The 14,374-nt window shown below is 63.4% G+C and carries 12 protein-coding genes and 1 pseudogene; 4 read left to right on the forward strand and 9 right to left on the reverse strand.

The genetic code is table 11. The annotated features are described in order from the left end of the window. Nucleotides 1–390: 390 nt before the first annotated feature. From HMPREF0307_RS00405 to HMPREF0307_RS00430, 6 genes and pseudogenes are all read right to left on the reverse strand, one after another. Nucleotides 391–1,464 (reverse strand): trypsin-like serine protease, encoded by a 1,074-nt coding sequence (locus tag HMPREF0307_RS00405; protein ID WP_066484744.1) that lies wholly within the window; start codon nucleotides 1,462–1,464, stop codon nucleotides 391–393. A gap of 2 nt (nucleotides 1,465–1,466) precedes the next feature. After that, the gene (locus HMPREF0307_RS00410) at nucleotides 1,467–2,423 is read right to left on the reverse strand and encodes a DUF418 domain-containing protein (RefSeq protein ID WP_066484747.1); all 957 of its coding nucleotides are present in this window, start codon (nucleotides 2,421–2,423) and stop codon (nucleotides 1,467–1,469) included. A gap of 334 nt (nucleotides 2,424–2,757) precedes the next feature. Further along, nucleotides 2,758–3,552: an ADP-ribosylglycohydrolase family protein gene (locus HMPREF0307_RS00415; RefSeq protein WP_066484756.1), complete on the reverse strand. Its 795-nt coding sequence runs from the start codon at nucleotides 3,550–3,552 to the stop codon at nucleotides 2,758–2,760. A gap of 183 nt (nucleotides 3,553–3,735) precedes the next feature. After that, nucleotides 3,736–4,128 carry a NaeI family type II restriction endonuclease gene (locus HMPREF0307_RS00420; RefSeq protein ID WP_066484762.1) on the reverse strand — a complete coding sequence of 131 codons (393 nt, stop codon included), beginning with the start codon at nucleotides 4,126–4,128 and terminating at the stop codon, nucleotides 3,736–3,738. Nucleotides 4,129–4,250: 122 nt separating this feature from the next. Continuing rightward, complete coding sequence (locus HMPREF0307_RS00425; RefSeq protein WP_066484767.1) at nucleotides 4,251–5,855, reverse strand: aspartate:alanine exchanger family transporter; 1,605 nt, start codon at nucleotides 5,853–5,855, stop codon at nucleotides 4,251–4,253. Between the two features lie 119 nt (nucleotides 5,856–5,974). Next, nucleotides 5,975–6,274, reverse strand: a pseudogene (locus HMPREF0307_RS00430) (ATP-binding cassette domain-containing protein); the annotation flags it as partial. Here HMPREF0307_RS00430 and HMPREF0307_RS13075 point away from each other — a divergent pair. Beyond that, nucleotides 6,264–6,404 carry a hypothetical protein gene (locus HMPREF0307_RS13075; RefSeq protein ID WP_168164055.1) on the forward strand — a complete coding sequence of 47 codons (141 nt, stop codon included), beginning with the start codon at nucleotides 6,264–6,266 and terminating at the stop codon, nucleotides 6,402–6,404. The pseudogene HMPREF0307_RS00430 and the gene HMPREF0307_RS13075 sit on opposite strands and share 11 nt — an antisense overlap. A 119-nt stretch (nucleotides 6,405–6,523) precedes the next feature. Here HMPREF0307_RS13075 and HMPREF0307_RS00435 read toward each other — a convergent pair whose 3' ends face one another. After that, nucleotides 6,524–8,362, reverse strand: a complete 1,839-nt coding sequence (locus tag HMPREF0307_RS00435) for a purple acid phosphatase family protein (protein WP_070539729.1) — start codon at nucleotides 8,360–8,362, stop codon at nucleotides 6,524–6,526. A 125-nt stretch (nucleotides 8,363–8,487) separates the two neighbouring features. Between HMPREF0307_RS00435 and HMPREF0307_RS00440 the strand changes: the two genes are divergently transcribed. Continuing rightward, the gene (locus tag HMPREF0307_RS00440; RefSeq protein WP_066484770.1) at nucleotides 8,488–10,170 is read left to right on the forward strand and encodes an alkaline phosphatase D family protein; all 1,683 of its coding nucleotides are present in this window, start codon (nucleotides 8,488–8,490) and stop codon (nucleotides 10,168–10,170) included. A gap of 148 nt (nucleotides 10,171–10,318) precedes the next feature. Beyond that, a complete protein-coding gene (locus tag HMPREF0307_RS00445; RefSeq protein ID WP_066484773.1) occupies nucleotides 10,319–11,464 on the forward strand; it encodes a S1 family peptidase in 1,146 nt (381 codons plus the stop codon). A gap of 74 nt (nucleotides 11,465–11,538) precedes the next feature. On the opposite strand, the gene hisN is transcribed toward HMPREF0307_RS00445, so the two are convergent. Further along, nucleotides 11,539–12,324 (reverse strand): histidinol-phosphatase, encoded by a 786-nt coding sequence (gene hisN, locus HMPREF0307_RS00450; protein ID WP_066484777.1) that lies wholly within the window; start codon nucleotides 12,322–12,324, stop codon nucleotides 11,539–11,541. Further along, on the reverse strand, nucleotides 12,317–13,141 hold the full coding sequence (locus HMPREF0307_RS00455; protein ID WP_066484781.1) for an inositol monophosphatase family protein: 825 nt from the start codon (nucleotides 13,139–13,141) through the stop codon (nucleotides 12,317–12,319). The genes hisN and HMPREF0307_RS00455 overlap by 8 nt, the downstream gene beginning before the upstream one ends. Before the next feature lie 61 nt (nucleotides 13,142–13,202). On the opposite strand from HMPREF0307_RS00455, the gene prfB reads away from it, so the two are divergent. Further along, nucleotides 13,203–14,306 carry a peptide chain release factor 2 gene (prfB, locus tag HMPREF0307_RS00460; protein ID WP_066484784.1) on the forward strand — a complete coding sequence of 368 codons (1,104 nt, stop codon included), beginning with the start codon at nucleotides 13,203–13,205 and terminating at the stop codon, nucleotides 14,304–14,306. Nucleotides 14,307–14,374: the final 68 nt, after the last annotated feature.

Consider the following 14,374-nt stretch of genomic DNA (forward strand, 5'->3'; position numbering starts at 1 on the left):
AGCTGAGGTAGGAACTAAACCCAGGACGCTTCAGTGCCGTTGCGTTTCATTTTTGATGAACACACTGGGCATCGTGGATGGTTCTTAGGCATCCAACAAGCAGATATCGCCGACTAGCACAGGTTTGTATTGAAGCTGGTATTTCGCGGACCATCTGGGTTTATTACGTCTTCGGCGAAATAAACCCACGGTTTATATCACCTGGCCTGCGTCAACCCCGAGAATCAGACACGCTTTCTGCTACTTAGCCCTAGATCAGAGACGTGCAAATGGAAAATTGTCCCTTACGACGACACGCCGCAGATCCCACACATTTGTTCCTTGAGCCCGATAAAAGCCGCCTACCCAGTACTTGCTGGGGAGACGGCTTGTGGTTGTGGTTAGACGGTTCTACTGTCGGCCTTTCCTCATGCGCGACCAGGCTGCTGCGACAACCAGGCCAACGCACGCGATGGCGAGGTAACCCCACATGTGATCGGCGCTGGTCTGAATGGTCTTTGGCGGAGCAGGAGTGTTCTCTGCGGTTAGGACGCTTTCTGTGTCGCGACCAGAGGTGACACCGTCAATCCAGTCGGCGGTGCCTGCGAGGGTAGTGATTGCCGCACTGGGGGAGGGCAGGTCAGGATCGCCATTGGAAGTTTGGGCGGTAGCGAGCCCGGCGAGCTTTCCATCGACGAAGAATGGTCCGCCGGAGTCGCCGCCCTGCATACCTGCGCCAGATACGGAATGTGCGTCCAGGATGGCGCTTTCGATCATCGGCATCATGGCAGCGTCGGCAGGGATGCTTTCGGTTCCAGCAGGGATCGACTCGGTTTGGGAATCATCTGGCTTAACTGCGTCTGGCTTAGCTGCATTTGGCATTGCTGTACCTGGCATGACGGCGTCTGGCTGCATTTCCATTGATTCCATGGCACCGCCTGGAATAGCCTCACCTGGAGTAGCTTCACCAGGCGCAGCCTCGCCTGGAGTTCCTTCAGAGGGGCCTCCGCCCAGCAGCTCATTGACGACCATCTTGGTCATCGGAAGCTGTCCGGATCGGGCCATCGATGAGCTGTTGCTCCAACCGTAAAGAGTTCCCGTCTGCCCAGGTGCCGGGATATCGCGGGAAACCTTCGCCGGAGTTGCGTCAGTGACCTTCTCGGTCAAGTGAAGTAATCCTGCATCGGACACTGGAGACAGTGCCCAAGAATCGGCATCGTAGACCTTCCCGCCGATGCGGGCCTGGGTTCCTTCGTTGTTCACAGACTCCAGGCAGTGGCGTGCTGTGAGCACCCACTGATCTGCAACCAGCGCTCCAGTGCAGTCACCAAAATTTCCGATTTTGCCAATCCTTAGCTCGGCCACAGAACCGCTTTCAGCATTTGCAGGTGCGGGTTCGCCGTTTTCCAATGCAAGAGCCGGGCCGGCAGATAGAAGCAGGGTGCTGCTAACAAGTGCTGCGATGGAAAAAGATGTTTTCTTCACGGTTATTTCCCTTTCCCAGAAGGAACAATGGCCTTGATCGCGGTGGCAACGAGCTTTTCAGCAGGGCCCTGTCCCACAAACTTCTTCCAGAGACTTGCGATGACGAGGAAGAATACGATGAATCCTGCTGCGGACAACGTGGAATGCAAAGCCACATTCTGCTGCCAATAAAACGCGGTGAGAACGTGCAGGATGTAAATGGTCAGCGACATTGTTCCCATGGCCGCGAACGGGTAAACCGCGGTCGCAAAGCGGTCGCCTACGAACAGGCACACATGCAGCACAATAGCGGCAACGGCGACGGAGAGAATGATTTCGCCGAAGACACCGGTGTGGCCGGTAAAACGGAGCCAGCCAGCAATCTCGGGATCAAATCGGAAGTACATGCCGACGGCTGTGATGACAACGCTGACAGTGGTAACAATCCCACTCAACCGAGTATTAGCGCTGGTCTCGGAGGTAGAAGTGCCTTGCAGACGACCACGTAGGTAGACGTCGTAAAGCAGCATGCCGCCGATGAAATATGCGATCCACGCCAGTAGCGGATAAATCTGTGGCAGCGTCATGGGCGCATACTTAATTGTTGCGGCGATAGTCGCGGCGATGAAGAAGCCGACTCGCCACCAGGTTCCGAGTGCTGGCATCCAGGAAACCAACATCATTACCAGACCCATGACAACGAGGACTACTTGAATTTCTCCACCGACCGGCAACAAGGCCAGGCCGATGAGAATAATCAGAGCGCCGCGAGTGATGAGGCGCAAGAAAGTGGTGCTGCTGTAATTGCGCCCGATAATCATCATGGTGGCGCCGGCAATGATGGCGAACAATGATGAAGGCAGACCGGAGAGCACAATCTTTGTGCTCCAAAGCAGTGAGGCCATATGGACAATGATCATGCCGATGATGGCGAGTGAGCGCGCTATATCAAGCCCCACAATTCGTGAAGGTTTATTCACCCCAGATTTCTCCTTTGCTACAACTGAACGGGAGGTGTTCTTTGGTAAGAAGTACTCCCTATAACCGTCTTAATAAAAACGATTTCCTAGTTGTAGCAACCGAATCTGACAATACGTTAAGTGACGACGTGTAAAACACAGTGATTTGTCTGTATATTTTCTGGCCTGACTTTCACAATGTGGTTTAGTCCGCGATTCTCGGCTCAGTCTTCAAGGATTGTGGTGATGAGGTTCGTGGCTTCTTCGTTGGTGTCGGGTGGAATGTTGTAGCGGTGTGTGCCGGTATCAACGGTGGCGTGGCGCAGACGCCTTTTCTGGGGAATCCGATGGACAGTTAGCGGCGCGCCTCGATGGCGTCGATGACCTTGAGGAACTCCTCCGGCACCGTCTCGCGTGCGTGGTCGACGAAGCGCTGTGGCACCTCGAAGAACTGCTCCGCGACCGCGCCGGTGATAGCGCCCATGGTGTCTGCGTCGCCGCGCAGGTAAATCGTGTTGCGAATGGCGGACTCGAAGTCGTCCGCCTCGAGGAAAGCGATAAGGGATTCGGGGACGGTCTTCTGGCAGGAATCTTCGAAGCCATACCCGGCCGCGCGCAGACTGGCGCACGTCCGGGTGAGGTCATAACCGTAGGCTCGCGAGATGTACTCGCGAATCTCTGCCGCTGGTGAGCCGGTGCGGGCAAGGTAGCCGGCCGCCGCGGTGGCCTGCGCGCCCTTGATGCCTTCCTCGTGGTTGTGAGTGACGGACGCAGTGATGCGTGCGAGGTCCTCGGCTTCCTCGAGGCTCCGCGCATAATCGATGACGGCGGAGACGCGCATGGCGGACCCGTTGCCCCACGAGTTATACGGCTCGCGCTTGCCGGAGCGCAGCCACTCGCTGAAGCTACCGCCATAGGCACCTTTCGGCGTGGGGTACTTTGCGCCGTAACGATGGAAGGCATCGATAAGCGCCTCGGCGAGCGCTGCCTCATCGGAGCCTGCCTCGAGCAATGCTGCACCCACGGCAACCGTGAGGATGGAGTCGTCCGTAAAGCTGGAATCCGACGGGAAGAGCTCGAAGTCATACGTGCTCACGGGGTTGAACTCGTAGTCGCTGCCTGCAATGTCTCCAATAATTGCGCCAATCATAGGGGCCTCCTTGAAGCTAGGGAATAGGGGAGTGTGCGGGAAGCGTGGCTGGAAAGGCCGTCACGCGCACTGTGCCCTTTCATATTATTGCGAGGCGCGACATGGGGCGTGGGCATTCGAAGGGGTGTTCGTATTAGAAAGCTCGGCGCGCACATTCGTTCTCGGTATGGAAGTGGAATGCCGCTAGACCCAACAGATAGTGTCCGCGCGCTTCCCGATGCCCCATGCCAGCGCATCGCCGTCTACCCCAGCGTCAAGGTACACGACGTAGGAGTTATGAGTTTGCGGCGCCGCGCTCGCAGGCCACAGCGCGTAGTCTACGTCGCTCCCGCCCAGTGACCATTCCGTGTGCTTGCCGTCATCGAGAACTTCGTCAAACCTGCGACGCAGATGAATAACCAGAATTTCCAGGAAATTGTCCTCCTCGACGGCGAAGAGCCGCTCACCGGGGCGATGCCTAGCGAAGAGGAAATCGCGTGTGGCCATGAGCGCCCCGTGTGCGCGCGATCCGTCCGGATCCGCGTTGCGCAGCACAGCAGCTAGACGCTCTGATTCAAGGTCGACGGTTGCTGGCATACATGCTCCGTTTCGGGTGGGGTTACCGCGCATGGTAGCCGGCATGAGATGGATATCTTCTCATGGCGCAGTTGCTTGATGTCTTCTTTCTCGCTTGTTCCGGGGATGCTTGTGTAACAGCGCTATGCCACCACCGCCAACCCATGCGTCACCAAAATCTTCGCAATCATCGCGGCGGGGTAGACGAGCGCATAGCCGAGGGACACGCGGGGGTCGGTATTCGTGCGGGTGTTGGCGAAGGCGAGGACGGCGGGCTGGGTTTGCGCGCCGGCGAGCACGCCGGAGGTCTTCGTGGCTCCCATGTGGAGCACGCGGCGCATGAGTAGCACGACGCCTACGGCGACGGTGAGCGTGACGGCCGCGCCGAGCAGCAGGATCTTCCACCACGCGCCGCCGGTAAAAGCACCGGCGATCTGGCCGCCGGCGTTCGTGCCGGCTTGGGCGAGGAACATGAGGAGGCCGAACTCGGCAAGCACGGTGTTCGCGGAGTGAGGAAGTGCCGTGGGCAAGGAACCCACGCGCCCCACGCGCGCCATGATTAGCGCGACGATGAGCACGCCTGCGGCCGCGCCCAAGCTAAACGAACCGCCGCCGGGCATGGGGATGGAAAGCTCACCCAGGCCCACGCCGACCGCCATGCCCAGGCCAAGCGAGATGGGATTGATGTCAGTGAGACCCTTGGAGGAGTCACCGAGGAACGCGGAGATTTCCTCCAAAGAGTCCGCGGGGCCGACGACACGAACGCGGTCGCCGAGTTCGACGACGAAGTCGGGGATGGCTACCTGGTCCTCGTCGGCGCGACGGATGCGCGAGATACGCGCGCCCCAGCGGTCCGCGAGGGTGTCGTTGAGCTGCGCGATGGTCTGGCCCGCATGGATATGACGGGAAATCGTAATGCGTCGGAAGTCCAGATCATGACGGTCCTCGTTGAGAATCTGTGGCGACTCGCGGCCGAAGGCCTCGGTGACGACGTGGAGGTATTCGGGCGAGCCGACGATGCTTACCACGTCGCCGGGATAGAGCACGTCAAAGTACTTCGGGATGATGATGTCATTCTGGCTTACCCGCCGCAGGCGCGTGACCTGCACTTCGTTGTGACCGGTCTCGAGTATCTCACCCACCGGGACGCCGCCGTCGCGCGTGATCTGGACGTGCACGAGCGTGACCGGGCTCGTCGTATCGTCGTCCTCACCGGCCTTGCGCAGCACGAGCGTCGTTGCCGCGAGCATGCCGATGACCCCGAAGAGATAGGCCACCGCATAGCCCACCGTCGCCGCACCACCGTTGCCCGTTGCTTCCGATGCCGCCGCCAGTGCCGGCGTGTTCGTAATGGCGCCTGCAAAGGTGCCCGCGATGGTCGCAGCGTCGAGCCCGAAGGCGTAGCGCCCCAAGGCCCAGGCGACGACGGCCGCGGCGAGGAAGACGCCGATCATCGCGCAGATGGGCCCACCCGCGCTGCGCAGCGATTGGAAGAACGTCACGCCCGAGTTATTGCCAATGCCAAACGCGAAGAGCACAAGGCCCAGCGTGCCGAGTACCGGCGGGAGGACGATCTCCACGCCGGAGGCCGCGCCCGCCGCCGAGACCGCGATGGCGAGGAAGAGCACCGCCGCCGCACCCAGGCTGATGCTGCGGACCTTGATGCTGCCCAACGCCATCCCAATGCCGATGAGCAGTGCGACAAGCAACACGGGCTGTTCAGCCAGCAAGGAAATTACAGAGGTCACGACGGCACTTTCTCCCTACACAAGGTAAGGCGGGAATCGGGGTGTTCAAACGACCCATATCCTAACCCAGGCGACGCTGCGGGGGAGGGGGCATCGGAAAGCGGGGGCTACCGGGGCACGACGAGCTCGAGCACGTCCACGCTGTGCGCGAGGTCAAGGTACGTCGTCGGCTCGTCGAGGAAGATGATGTCCGTGTCCTGCGCCAACACCATGGAGATCCACACGCGCTGGCGCTGTCCGCCGGAGAGCGGATCCACGGGGCGCTCGCGCGTGAGCTCCATGGCGTGTTCGACGGCCTCCGAATGCGACGACGACCACTGCTGCAGCCACGTCTGGTGCGGGTGCCGCCTGCGCGCGACCAAGTTCTCGACCGTCACACCTGGCGGCGTTATCGGCGCCTGCGGCAGCATGGAAATCTTCTGCGTCTCGCTGGCTGCAGAGCCCCTGGGCGAGGCCGACTCAGATGTGGTTGTGGGCGCCGTCGACGCGACCAACTTCGCGCTCGACAAGCTCGTGCCGCAGCTCGAGGAGGTCGCTCCGGAGGCCTAACCCCGCGCCCTGCACCGAGCAAGGCGCGGAGCTTCGGCGTGAAATGACCACAACGCCCGAATAGGAACCGAAAACTTCGATTTTTCGGTCCTTATTCGGGCGTTGTGGCTAACGCATGGCTAGAAGAAGCGGTTGTACAGGCCGTGGAGCGGCTTGGGCAGCCAGCTCGGTGCGCGGTCGCCCTCTCGGACGGTCGTGGCGGCGTAGCCCACGCCAAGCGCCGCGAGCAGTGCTGCGAGCGTGCCCACGACCGCCGCGACGATGCCGCCCGTCGACGAGCCGCACTTCTCGCTCGATCCCTGCGCCGAGCCCTTGCCTGAGCCGTCGCACGTGTCGGCCTTCGGGTCGACCTCGGCGGGCACGACCTCGTCGCTGGGCTTGGCTGCTGGCGTCACGGTCGTCGTGATGGTTGTCGGCACGGGCTCGACCTTCGTCGAGGTCACGATCTCAGGGGTCGGGCCTTCCTTGGTCGACGTGACGACCTTGGTGACCTGAGCCGTCGTGGTCACGGTCGTCTCCACCGGCTCGTGCGGCGCAGACGACGGGGCCGGCTCAGCAGGCTCGGAGGAGGGCGCGGGCTCTGACGGCGCCGAAGACGGGGCGGACGTGGGGGACGAAGGGGAGGAGGGGGCATCGGAAAGCTCGGCGCGGTCGTTGTTGGTGAGCGAGACCTTGTCGACGACCGACGGGTCGTTGGCGTTGTACGTGGTGAAGGTGAGCTTGTCGCCGGTGACGTCGACCTTCATATAATCCTCGGTGTAGTCCTGACGCCACAGGGCGGTGGAGGGATGCTGGAGGGACTTATCGATGGTCTCGAAGCGGGCCTTGGGGTACTTCTTGCCGTCCTCGCCCTGGAAGTCGTAGTACTTGCCGCCGCCAGCGGTGGTCGTGGTGAGGTAGAGAACCTCGCCGTCATTGGGTTCGAGCACGTCGCCGCGCTTGGCCTCGGCCTCGACCGGGGTGAGGCCGTTCATGAGGTGCGTGCGGGTGTAGATGTGGTCGTGGCCGCCGAGGACGGCGTCGACGTCGAGCTCGCTCATGACGGGGGCGAGCTGCTCGCGCAGGCGGGTGACGTCCGCGTCCGTGTAGTGGGTGCCCTGGGAGAAGAAGGAGTGGTGCATGCCCACGAGGACCCAGTCGTTGGACTTGCCGCGCTCGGCGATGGTCTTGCGCAGGAACTCCTCGTGGCGGGCGATGTCCTTCTCGGAGCTAGCGTTCGTGTCGAGGCCGATGAAGAGCACGTTGTTGCGCTCGAAGTAGAAGTCGCGGATGTCCTCTTCTTGGTTGGGGTTGAGGAAGTGCTCGTCGTAGTGCTTGAGCTCCGCCGGGGAGGCGTAGAGCTCGTGGTTGCCGGGCAGCGCGTTGGTGGGCACGCGGCGAATCTCGGGCGCGGAGAAGTAGCCGTCATACTGAGCGACGGGCGCGCCCCAGCCCTCGACCTGGTCTCCCAGGGACCAGATCATTTCGGCGTCGGGCACGTCTGCGACGGCGTTGCCGATGGTGTTTTGCCACTGCGTGGTCTGTTCCTTGATGTCCGTGCCCACGCCGATTTGGGCGTCGGTGACGGTGATAAACGACCAGTCCTCGCCGAAGCTGCCGGTGGTGTAGTCCTGCGGCTCGGACCAGCCGCCCTCGTCGGAACCCACGCGGTAGGAGTACGTGGTGTTCTCCTTGAGCCCCGTGGCTGTGGCGTAATTCGACTTGTAGAGCAGTGCGCCGGCGTTCTTCTCCTGTGCGTCGAAAGTCTGTGTGCCGTCGGGACCGGTGACTTCGAGCTTCTCCGCAGCCCCGTGGGCGTTGGTGCGCCACGAGACGATGGCTTGGGTCTCATCCGCGCCGGGTTGGAGGAGGGTGCGGAAGATGGGGTTGGAGGCGGCGGTGGCTGGCGCGGGCACCACGACCGTGGAGGTTGCGGTAGCGAGGGCGAGCGCGACGGCGGCAAGGGACTTTTGAGACATGCGGATTAGCTCACCACGCCCACATGAACGCGGAGTTAATGCTATGAAAACAGTTTCTCCAATTAACTACCTTCGGGGGTATTCGCGGTTGAAGGGGCTGTTGGTGCTGCTTAGCGTTTCTGTTCATGTCTTCCATCTCTCGTCGAAAAGCGTTGCAGTACGGTGCGCTCGGGGCTGGCGTGCTGGGCGCGGCGGCCGCCGGTGTGGCTGGCGCGCAGCAAGGTACCCGTCTGTCGCCCCTGGATGCTTATAACCAATCCACCGGTTCTTCTTTGCCGTTCCTCCACGGCGTGGCCTCGGGCGATCCCCTTCCGAACTCCGTGGTGCTGTGGACGCGCGTGACGCCGGACCGCGACGCGCTGCCAGGCTCGGGCTTGGGCGCCGATGTCGATGTCGAGTGGGAGGTCTCTGAGGACCGCTCGTTTGGCTCGCTGGTGGCGTCCGGTGCGGCGACCGCGACCGTGGCGGAGGACCACACGGTCCACGTCGAGCCCTTTGGGCTGGAGCCGGGGACGGAGTATTTCTATCGCTTTCGGGTGACCTCCGGCGATCATTCCGGAGCCGAGTCCCCCGTGGGACGCACGAAGACCGCTCCTTCCTTTAACGCCACCCCAGAGTCGCTCACCTTCGCCGTGGCCTCGTGTGCGAACTGGGAATCCGGTTTCTTCTCGGCGTACCGCGACATGGCGGAGCGTGGCCAGGCGGGCGAGCTCGACTTCGTGGCCTTCCTCGGCGACTATATCTATGAGTACGGCACGGGGGAGTACCACGGAAAATCTGGCGTGGCCCGTCCGCACTACCCGTCGTGGGAAATCGTCACCCTCGAGGACTACCGCATGCGCTACGGCCGCTACCGCACGGACGCGAACCTTCAGGCCGCACACGCCTCCGCTCCGTGGGTCGTGACGTGGGACGACCACGAGTCCGCCAACGACGCGTTTAACACGGGCGCGCAGAACCACACCGACGGCTACGCCGAAGGCCAGTGGGACTGGCGCTACAACCAGGCGCTGCAGGCGTATTACGAGTGGATGCCGCTGCGTCGCCCCAAGCTTTCGGAGGAAGGCCACCTCTACCGCAGCCTTCGCTTTGGCACGCTCATGGAGCTCACCATGATGGACCTGCGTAGCTACCGCGACGCGGAGACGACCGCCGCGAACTACGCGAACCCCGAGCGCACCATGCTCGGCAGTGAGCAGTACGCGTGGCTCCAGGACACCATCTCCCTGTCCGAGGCGACGTGGATGGTCATGGGCAACTCCGTCATGATCGCCCCCATGCGCATCCTCACCATCCCCGGCAACGACGAAGCCAACGAGGCCCTGCGCAACGCCAAGGGCACGACCACCGGCTTTGCCATGAACGCAGACCAGTGGGACGGTTTCACCGCGGACCGCGACCGCCTCCTCAAGCTCCTCGCGGAGCGCGAGGGCAACTCCTTCTTCATCACCGGCGACATCCACAGCGAGTGGGCGAACTCCATCTTCTACGGTGACAAGGAGGTCGCCTGCGAGATGGTCACCACGTCCATTTCCGCGCCCAACGTGGACGAAATCCTCACCGAATACACCGGGATTTACCATCCCGAAGACAATTCGACCTCGCAGCTTGTCGAGTCCGCCATCCGCGACGCGAACCCCTGGGTCAAGCACGTCGACTATGACGCCCACGGCTACGCCGTCGCCCGGCTCACCGCCGAAGACGTAGAGATGCGTTATTACCGGGTCTCCGACGTCGAGGACCCCGCAGCGAGTGTGTCCCTGGGACTCACCAAGACGTGGGCGCCGGGGCAGGGTTTCACCTCTTAACCTGCACCTTTGTGCGCGGGGGTACCCGGAGTCTGGAAAACAGGTAACGGCTTGGACACAGTCGTTACGTCGATAGGAATTCTGCGCCGCGCGCGTGTCATGATGAGACGGTTCGTCCTCATCCTCAACGTGAAAAGGAGCCCTTTTTATGCTTCATGTTTCGCGCCTTAAGAAAGTCCTCGTGGGTGCGACTTTCGCAGGTGCGTTCTTCTTTGCTGCCCCCGCAGCCAATGCCGCGACGGCCGACCCTGCCGCCGCGCTTTCCGATGCCGCCTCCTCCCTCAACGCCGCATTCAACAGCGCCGTCGACACCGCGCTTGCCGATGCCCCCGCCGAGGTCCAGGAGCACGTCTCCACCGCCCAGCGCCAGGCCGAGACGCAGGCGGCCGCCGTGCAGTCGCAGGCCGAGACGCAGGTCGCGCAGTACGCGGAGACCGTGGGCGCCGCCCCGGCCGGTGGCGCTGACGAAAGCGGCCAACCGCTGACCAATCCGAACCCGATTGGCCTGCAGCAGATTGAGGAAGCCACGCAGCCCGAGTTCCGTCCGGCCGCCGTGGATCCCAACTACGTGTGGAAGAACGACACGTTCTCTAAGGTCGCCGCGATGAAGCCCGAGGCGGACTTCGTGCTGCACCGCGTGCCGGGCTCGTACTACGACGCCCCGCGGATTCCGGAGGAGTCCAACCGCGCGATGAACCGCGACCACTCGCTCTACGGCCCGGGCACGCCCATTTACATCGGCCAGGACACGATGTGCACGCTCACGGTCGCCGGCCATGACGCCGCTGGCCGCGCCGTGGGCATTACCGCCGGCCACTGCGGCAACGTCGGCGAACAGGTCAGCTCTGCCGACTCCTGGCAGGTCGGTCCCACGGGCACCGTCGTGGATAAAAACGAGTCCATGGACTACTCCGTCATCGAGTTCAACGACAAGGCGGAGGTCTCCACGTCCTACAACGGGGTCACCGCGCACGGCGTGGGCGGCACCGTCGCGCCGGGCGAGGTCGCGTGCAAGCGCGGCCTGGCCACCGGCACCACGTGCGGCATGGTGTTGCTCAACAACAACGGCCCGGTCCAGGTCAACCAGGTCTGCGCCATGGTGGGCGACTCCGGCGCGCCGCTGTTCAAGCGCGGCCGCGTGGTCGGCCTCATCACCGGCGGCACCGGCCCGGTCTCGTGCCGCACGCCGTGGCAGGGTGCGCTGCACTCGCCCACGGAGGCGACGAACCTCGACGCCGTCGTCGCTGACATGAACCGCCGCGGCGGCGTGGGCTCCGGCTTCACGGTCGCGTAACCCGCGCGCATGAGGGGCACCAGCAGGATGCTGGTGCCCCTTCGGCGATCCGGCCAGGTTGGCGGTGCGGCGGGCTACTGCTCGTGGAAGTAACCCATGACGGTCTCGTGGAGGTGGCCGTTCGTCGCCACGGCGGAGCCACCAGCGGGGGAGTCCACGCCGTCGAGGGAGGTGAACGTGCCGCCGGCCTCCTTGACGAGGAGGTACGGGGCCGCGAGATCCCAGAGGGAAACCTCGGGTTCGACGGCGATGTCCACGGCGCCTTCGGCGAGCAGGCAGTAGTTCCAGAAGTCGCCGTAGCCGCGCAGGCGCCAGGCGTTATCGGTCATGGCGATGAGTTCCTCGCGCAGGTCGGCCTCGAGCCAGCCGGAGAGTGAGGACATGGCGATGGAGGCGTCGCCGATCTTGTCCACGCCGGAGACGCGCAGGCGGCGCTTCTCGCCGCCAAAGACGCGGTAGGCGCCGGAGCCCTCGCAGGCGAACCAGCGGCGGCGCAGAGCCGGGGCAGAGACGACGGCGACGATGGGCTGACCGTCCTGGAGCAGCGCGATGAGCGTGGCCCACACGGGCACGCCGCGCACGTAGTTCTTCGTGCCGTCGATGGGGTCGATGACCCACTGGCGGCCGGACATGATCTGCTCGCCGCCGAATTCCTCGCCGAGGACCTCGTCCTGGGGGCGGGCCTTGGCGAGCTCGGCGCGCAGGAGCTTCTCGCAGGCGAGGTCTGCGTCGGAGACCGGCGTCATGTCCGGCTTGGACTTCACGTTGAGGTCAGCGGCCTCGAAGCGGGACATGGTGAGCTGATCCGCGCGACCCGCCAGTTCAAGGGCCAGACCTAAGTCTTCTTTGTGCTTACCCACGGAGGGCCTCCTCGATTGCGTCGACTGCGTCTTTATTGCCGGCGATGGACCATTCCACGCCGCCCGCGGATACCTTACGCGCAACTCCGCCGGATCCTTCAACTAAGGCCTTGCCGGGCAGCCAATCCCAGTCCGCGACGGAGTGCTGCATCCACGCGCCCCACGTGCCGTCCGCGATGGAGGCCAAGTCGATGGAACCCGCGCCGAGCATGCGCACCGACGCGAAACGCGAGGCCACGCGCTGCCACGCATCCCGGATGTCCGGGTCCTGCATGGACGTGGGGTGCAGGTAGGTCGCCAGCGCAATCTGATTCGGTAGCCCGGTCTGCATGTGCACCGGTTTGTTGTCGCGGGTGGTGGGGGTGTCGCGGCCGCCACACCACGTGTAGCCCATGGCGGGGCGGTGGACGGCGCCGAGGATGACCCCGGTGGCATCGGAAAGCGAGAGGGCGCTGCACCAATAATCAGAGCCCGACGCAAAGTTGTAGGTGCCGTCGACCGGATCGATGTGCCACACGCGCCCTGACGTTGATGGGCGGGAGGCGCCCTCTTCACCGACAATGCCATCCTCCGGGCGGACCGTCGCGAGGATTTCGGAGACGAACTTTTCGGCCGAGCGGTCCGCGTCCGTGACGACGTCCGAGACAGAGGTCTTCTGGTCGACGCTTACGCCCTGCTCGCGCAGGCGCCAGGCCCAGCGGCCCGCGTTGTAGACGAGTGCCTGGGCCAGATGATTGTCAGAATCGTCCGCGTGCGCGACGATAAACGTCTTGATGAGCGCCGCGGTCATCTCTTCGAGAGAAGGCTGGGAAGTCATAAGTCCACATTGTCCCCCTTAATGCGTGGCAATGCGAATTAGAGGGCTAAACTGGGGCGCTATGCGACCCGAGACCTCCGCCACGATTGACCAGCTAAGCGCGACCCTGACCTCCATCGAGAAGGTCATGGACCCTGAGACGCTGCGCGAGACCGTGCGTGAGCTCGAGGCTACGGCGGGCGACCCCTCGTTGTGGGACGACCCGGCGCACGCGCAGCAGGTGACGACCAAGCTCTCGGCGGCGCAGGCTAAGCTGCGGCGCTTGGGGGAGCTGCGCGGGCGGCTCGACGACCTGCCCGTCATGTACGAACTGGCGGAGGAAGAGGGCGACGCCTCGGTGGCAGACGAGGAGCTTGCTTCCTTGCAGGCGGCCATTGAGTCGCTGGAGGTCACGACCATGCTCTCCGGCGACTACGACGACCGTGAGGCTGTTATTAATATCCGCTCCGGCGCTGGCGGCGTCGATGCCGCCGATTGGGCAGAGATGCTCATGCGCATGTACACGCGTTGGGCGGATAAGCACGGCCACAAGGTCGATGTTTACGACATCTCCTATGCGGAAGAGGCGGGCATTAAGTCCGCGACCTTCGTGGTGCACGGCGAGTACATGTACGGCCAGCTCTCGGTCGAGCAGGGCACGCACCGCCTGGTGCGTATCTCGCCCTTCGATTCGCAGGCGCGCCGCCAGACGTCGTTCGCTGAGGTCGAAGTCCTGCCCGTCGTGGAGCAGACCGACCATATCGACGTGCCGGATTCGGACCTGCGCGTGGACGTCTACCGCTCCTCGGGCCCGGGCGGCCAGTCCGTGAACACGACGGACTCCGCGGTGCGCTTGACCCACCTTCCTACGGGCATCGTGGTGACTTGCCAGAACGAGAAGTCTCAGATTCAGAACAAGGCGTCCGCGCTGCGCGTGCTCCAGGCCAAGCTGCTTGAGCGTAAGCGCCAAGAAGAGCGCGCCGCAATGGACGCGCTGGGCGCCGGCGGCAATGCGTCGTGGGGCAACCAGATGCGCAATTACGTGCTGCACCCGTACCAGATGGTCAAGGACCTGCGTACCAACTATGAGGTGGGCGACCCGCAGAAGGTCCTCGACGGGGATATTGACGGGTTCCTTGAGGCGGCGATTCGCTGGCGTATGGCCGCGGAGCGCGCAGCCGAGTAATCGGGGGCGTGTGGCGGTGACATAGCGGGGTGTTCGCGTGCGCGCGACAGAGTACCGGATTCCTGGGT

It is taken from the genome of Corynebacterium sp. DNF00584, from assembly GCF_001552965.1.
Classification (GTDB): Bacteria; Actinomycetota; Actinomycetes; order Mycobacteriales; family Mycobacteriaceae; genus Corynebacterium; species Corynebacterium phoceense.

What these genes read in the sequence shown, in the direction of transcription:
- HMPREF0307_RS00415 (WP_066484756.1), bottom strand. Translation starts at nt 3,552, where the DNA reads ATGATTGGCGCAATTATTGGAGACATTGCAGGCAGCGACTACGAGTTC.
- HMPREF0307_RS00420 (WP_066484762.1), bottom strand. Translation starts at nt 4,128, where the DNA reads ATGCCAGCAACCGTCGACCTTGAATCAGAGCGTCTAGCTGCTGTGCTG.
- HMPREF0307_RS13075 (WP_168164055.1), top strand. Translation starts at nt 6,264, where the DNA reads ATGGAAATCTTCTGCGTCTCGCTGGCTGCAGAGCCCCTGGGCGAGGCC.
- HMPREF0307_RS00435 (WP_070539729.1), bottom strand. Translation starts at nt 8,362, where the DNA reads ATGTCTCAAAAGTCCCTTGCCGCCGTCGCGCTCGCCCTCGCTACCGCA.
- HMPREF0307_RS00440 (WP_066484770.1), top strand. Translation starts at nt 8,488, where the DNA reads ATGTCTTCCATCTCTCGTCGAAAAGCGTTGCAGTACGGTGCGCTCGGG.
- HMPREF0307_RS00445 (WP_066484773.1), top strand. Translation starts at nt 10,319, where the DNA reads ATGCTTCATGTTTCGCGCCTTAAGAAAGTCCTCGTGGGTGCGACTTTC.
- HMPREF0307_RS00455 (WP_066484781.1), bottom strand. Translation starts at nt 13,141, where the DNA reads ATGACTTCCCAGCCTTCTCTCGAAGAGATGACCGCGGCGCTCATCAAG.
- prfB (WP_066484784.1), top strand. Translation starts at nt 13,203, where the DNA reads ATGCGACCCGAGACCTCCGCCACGATTGACCAGCTAAGCGCGACCCTG.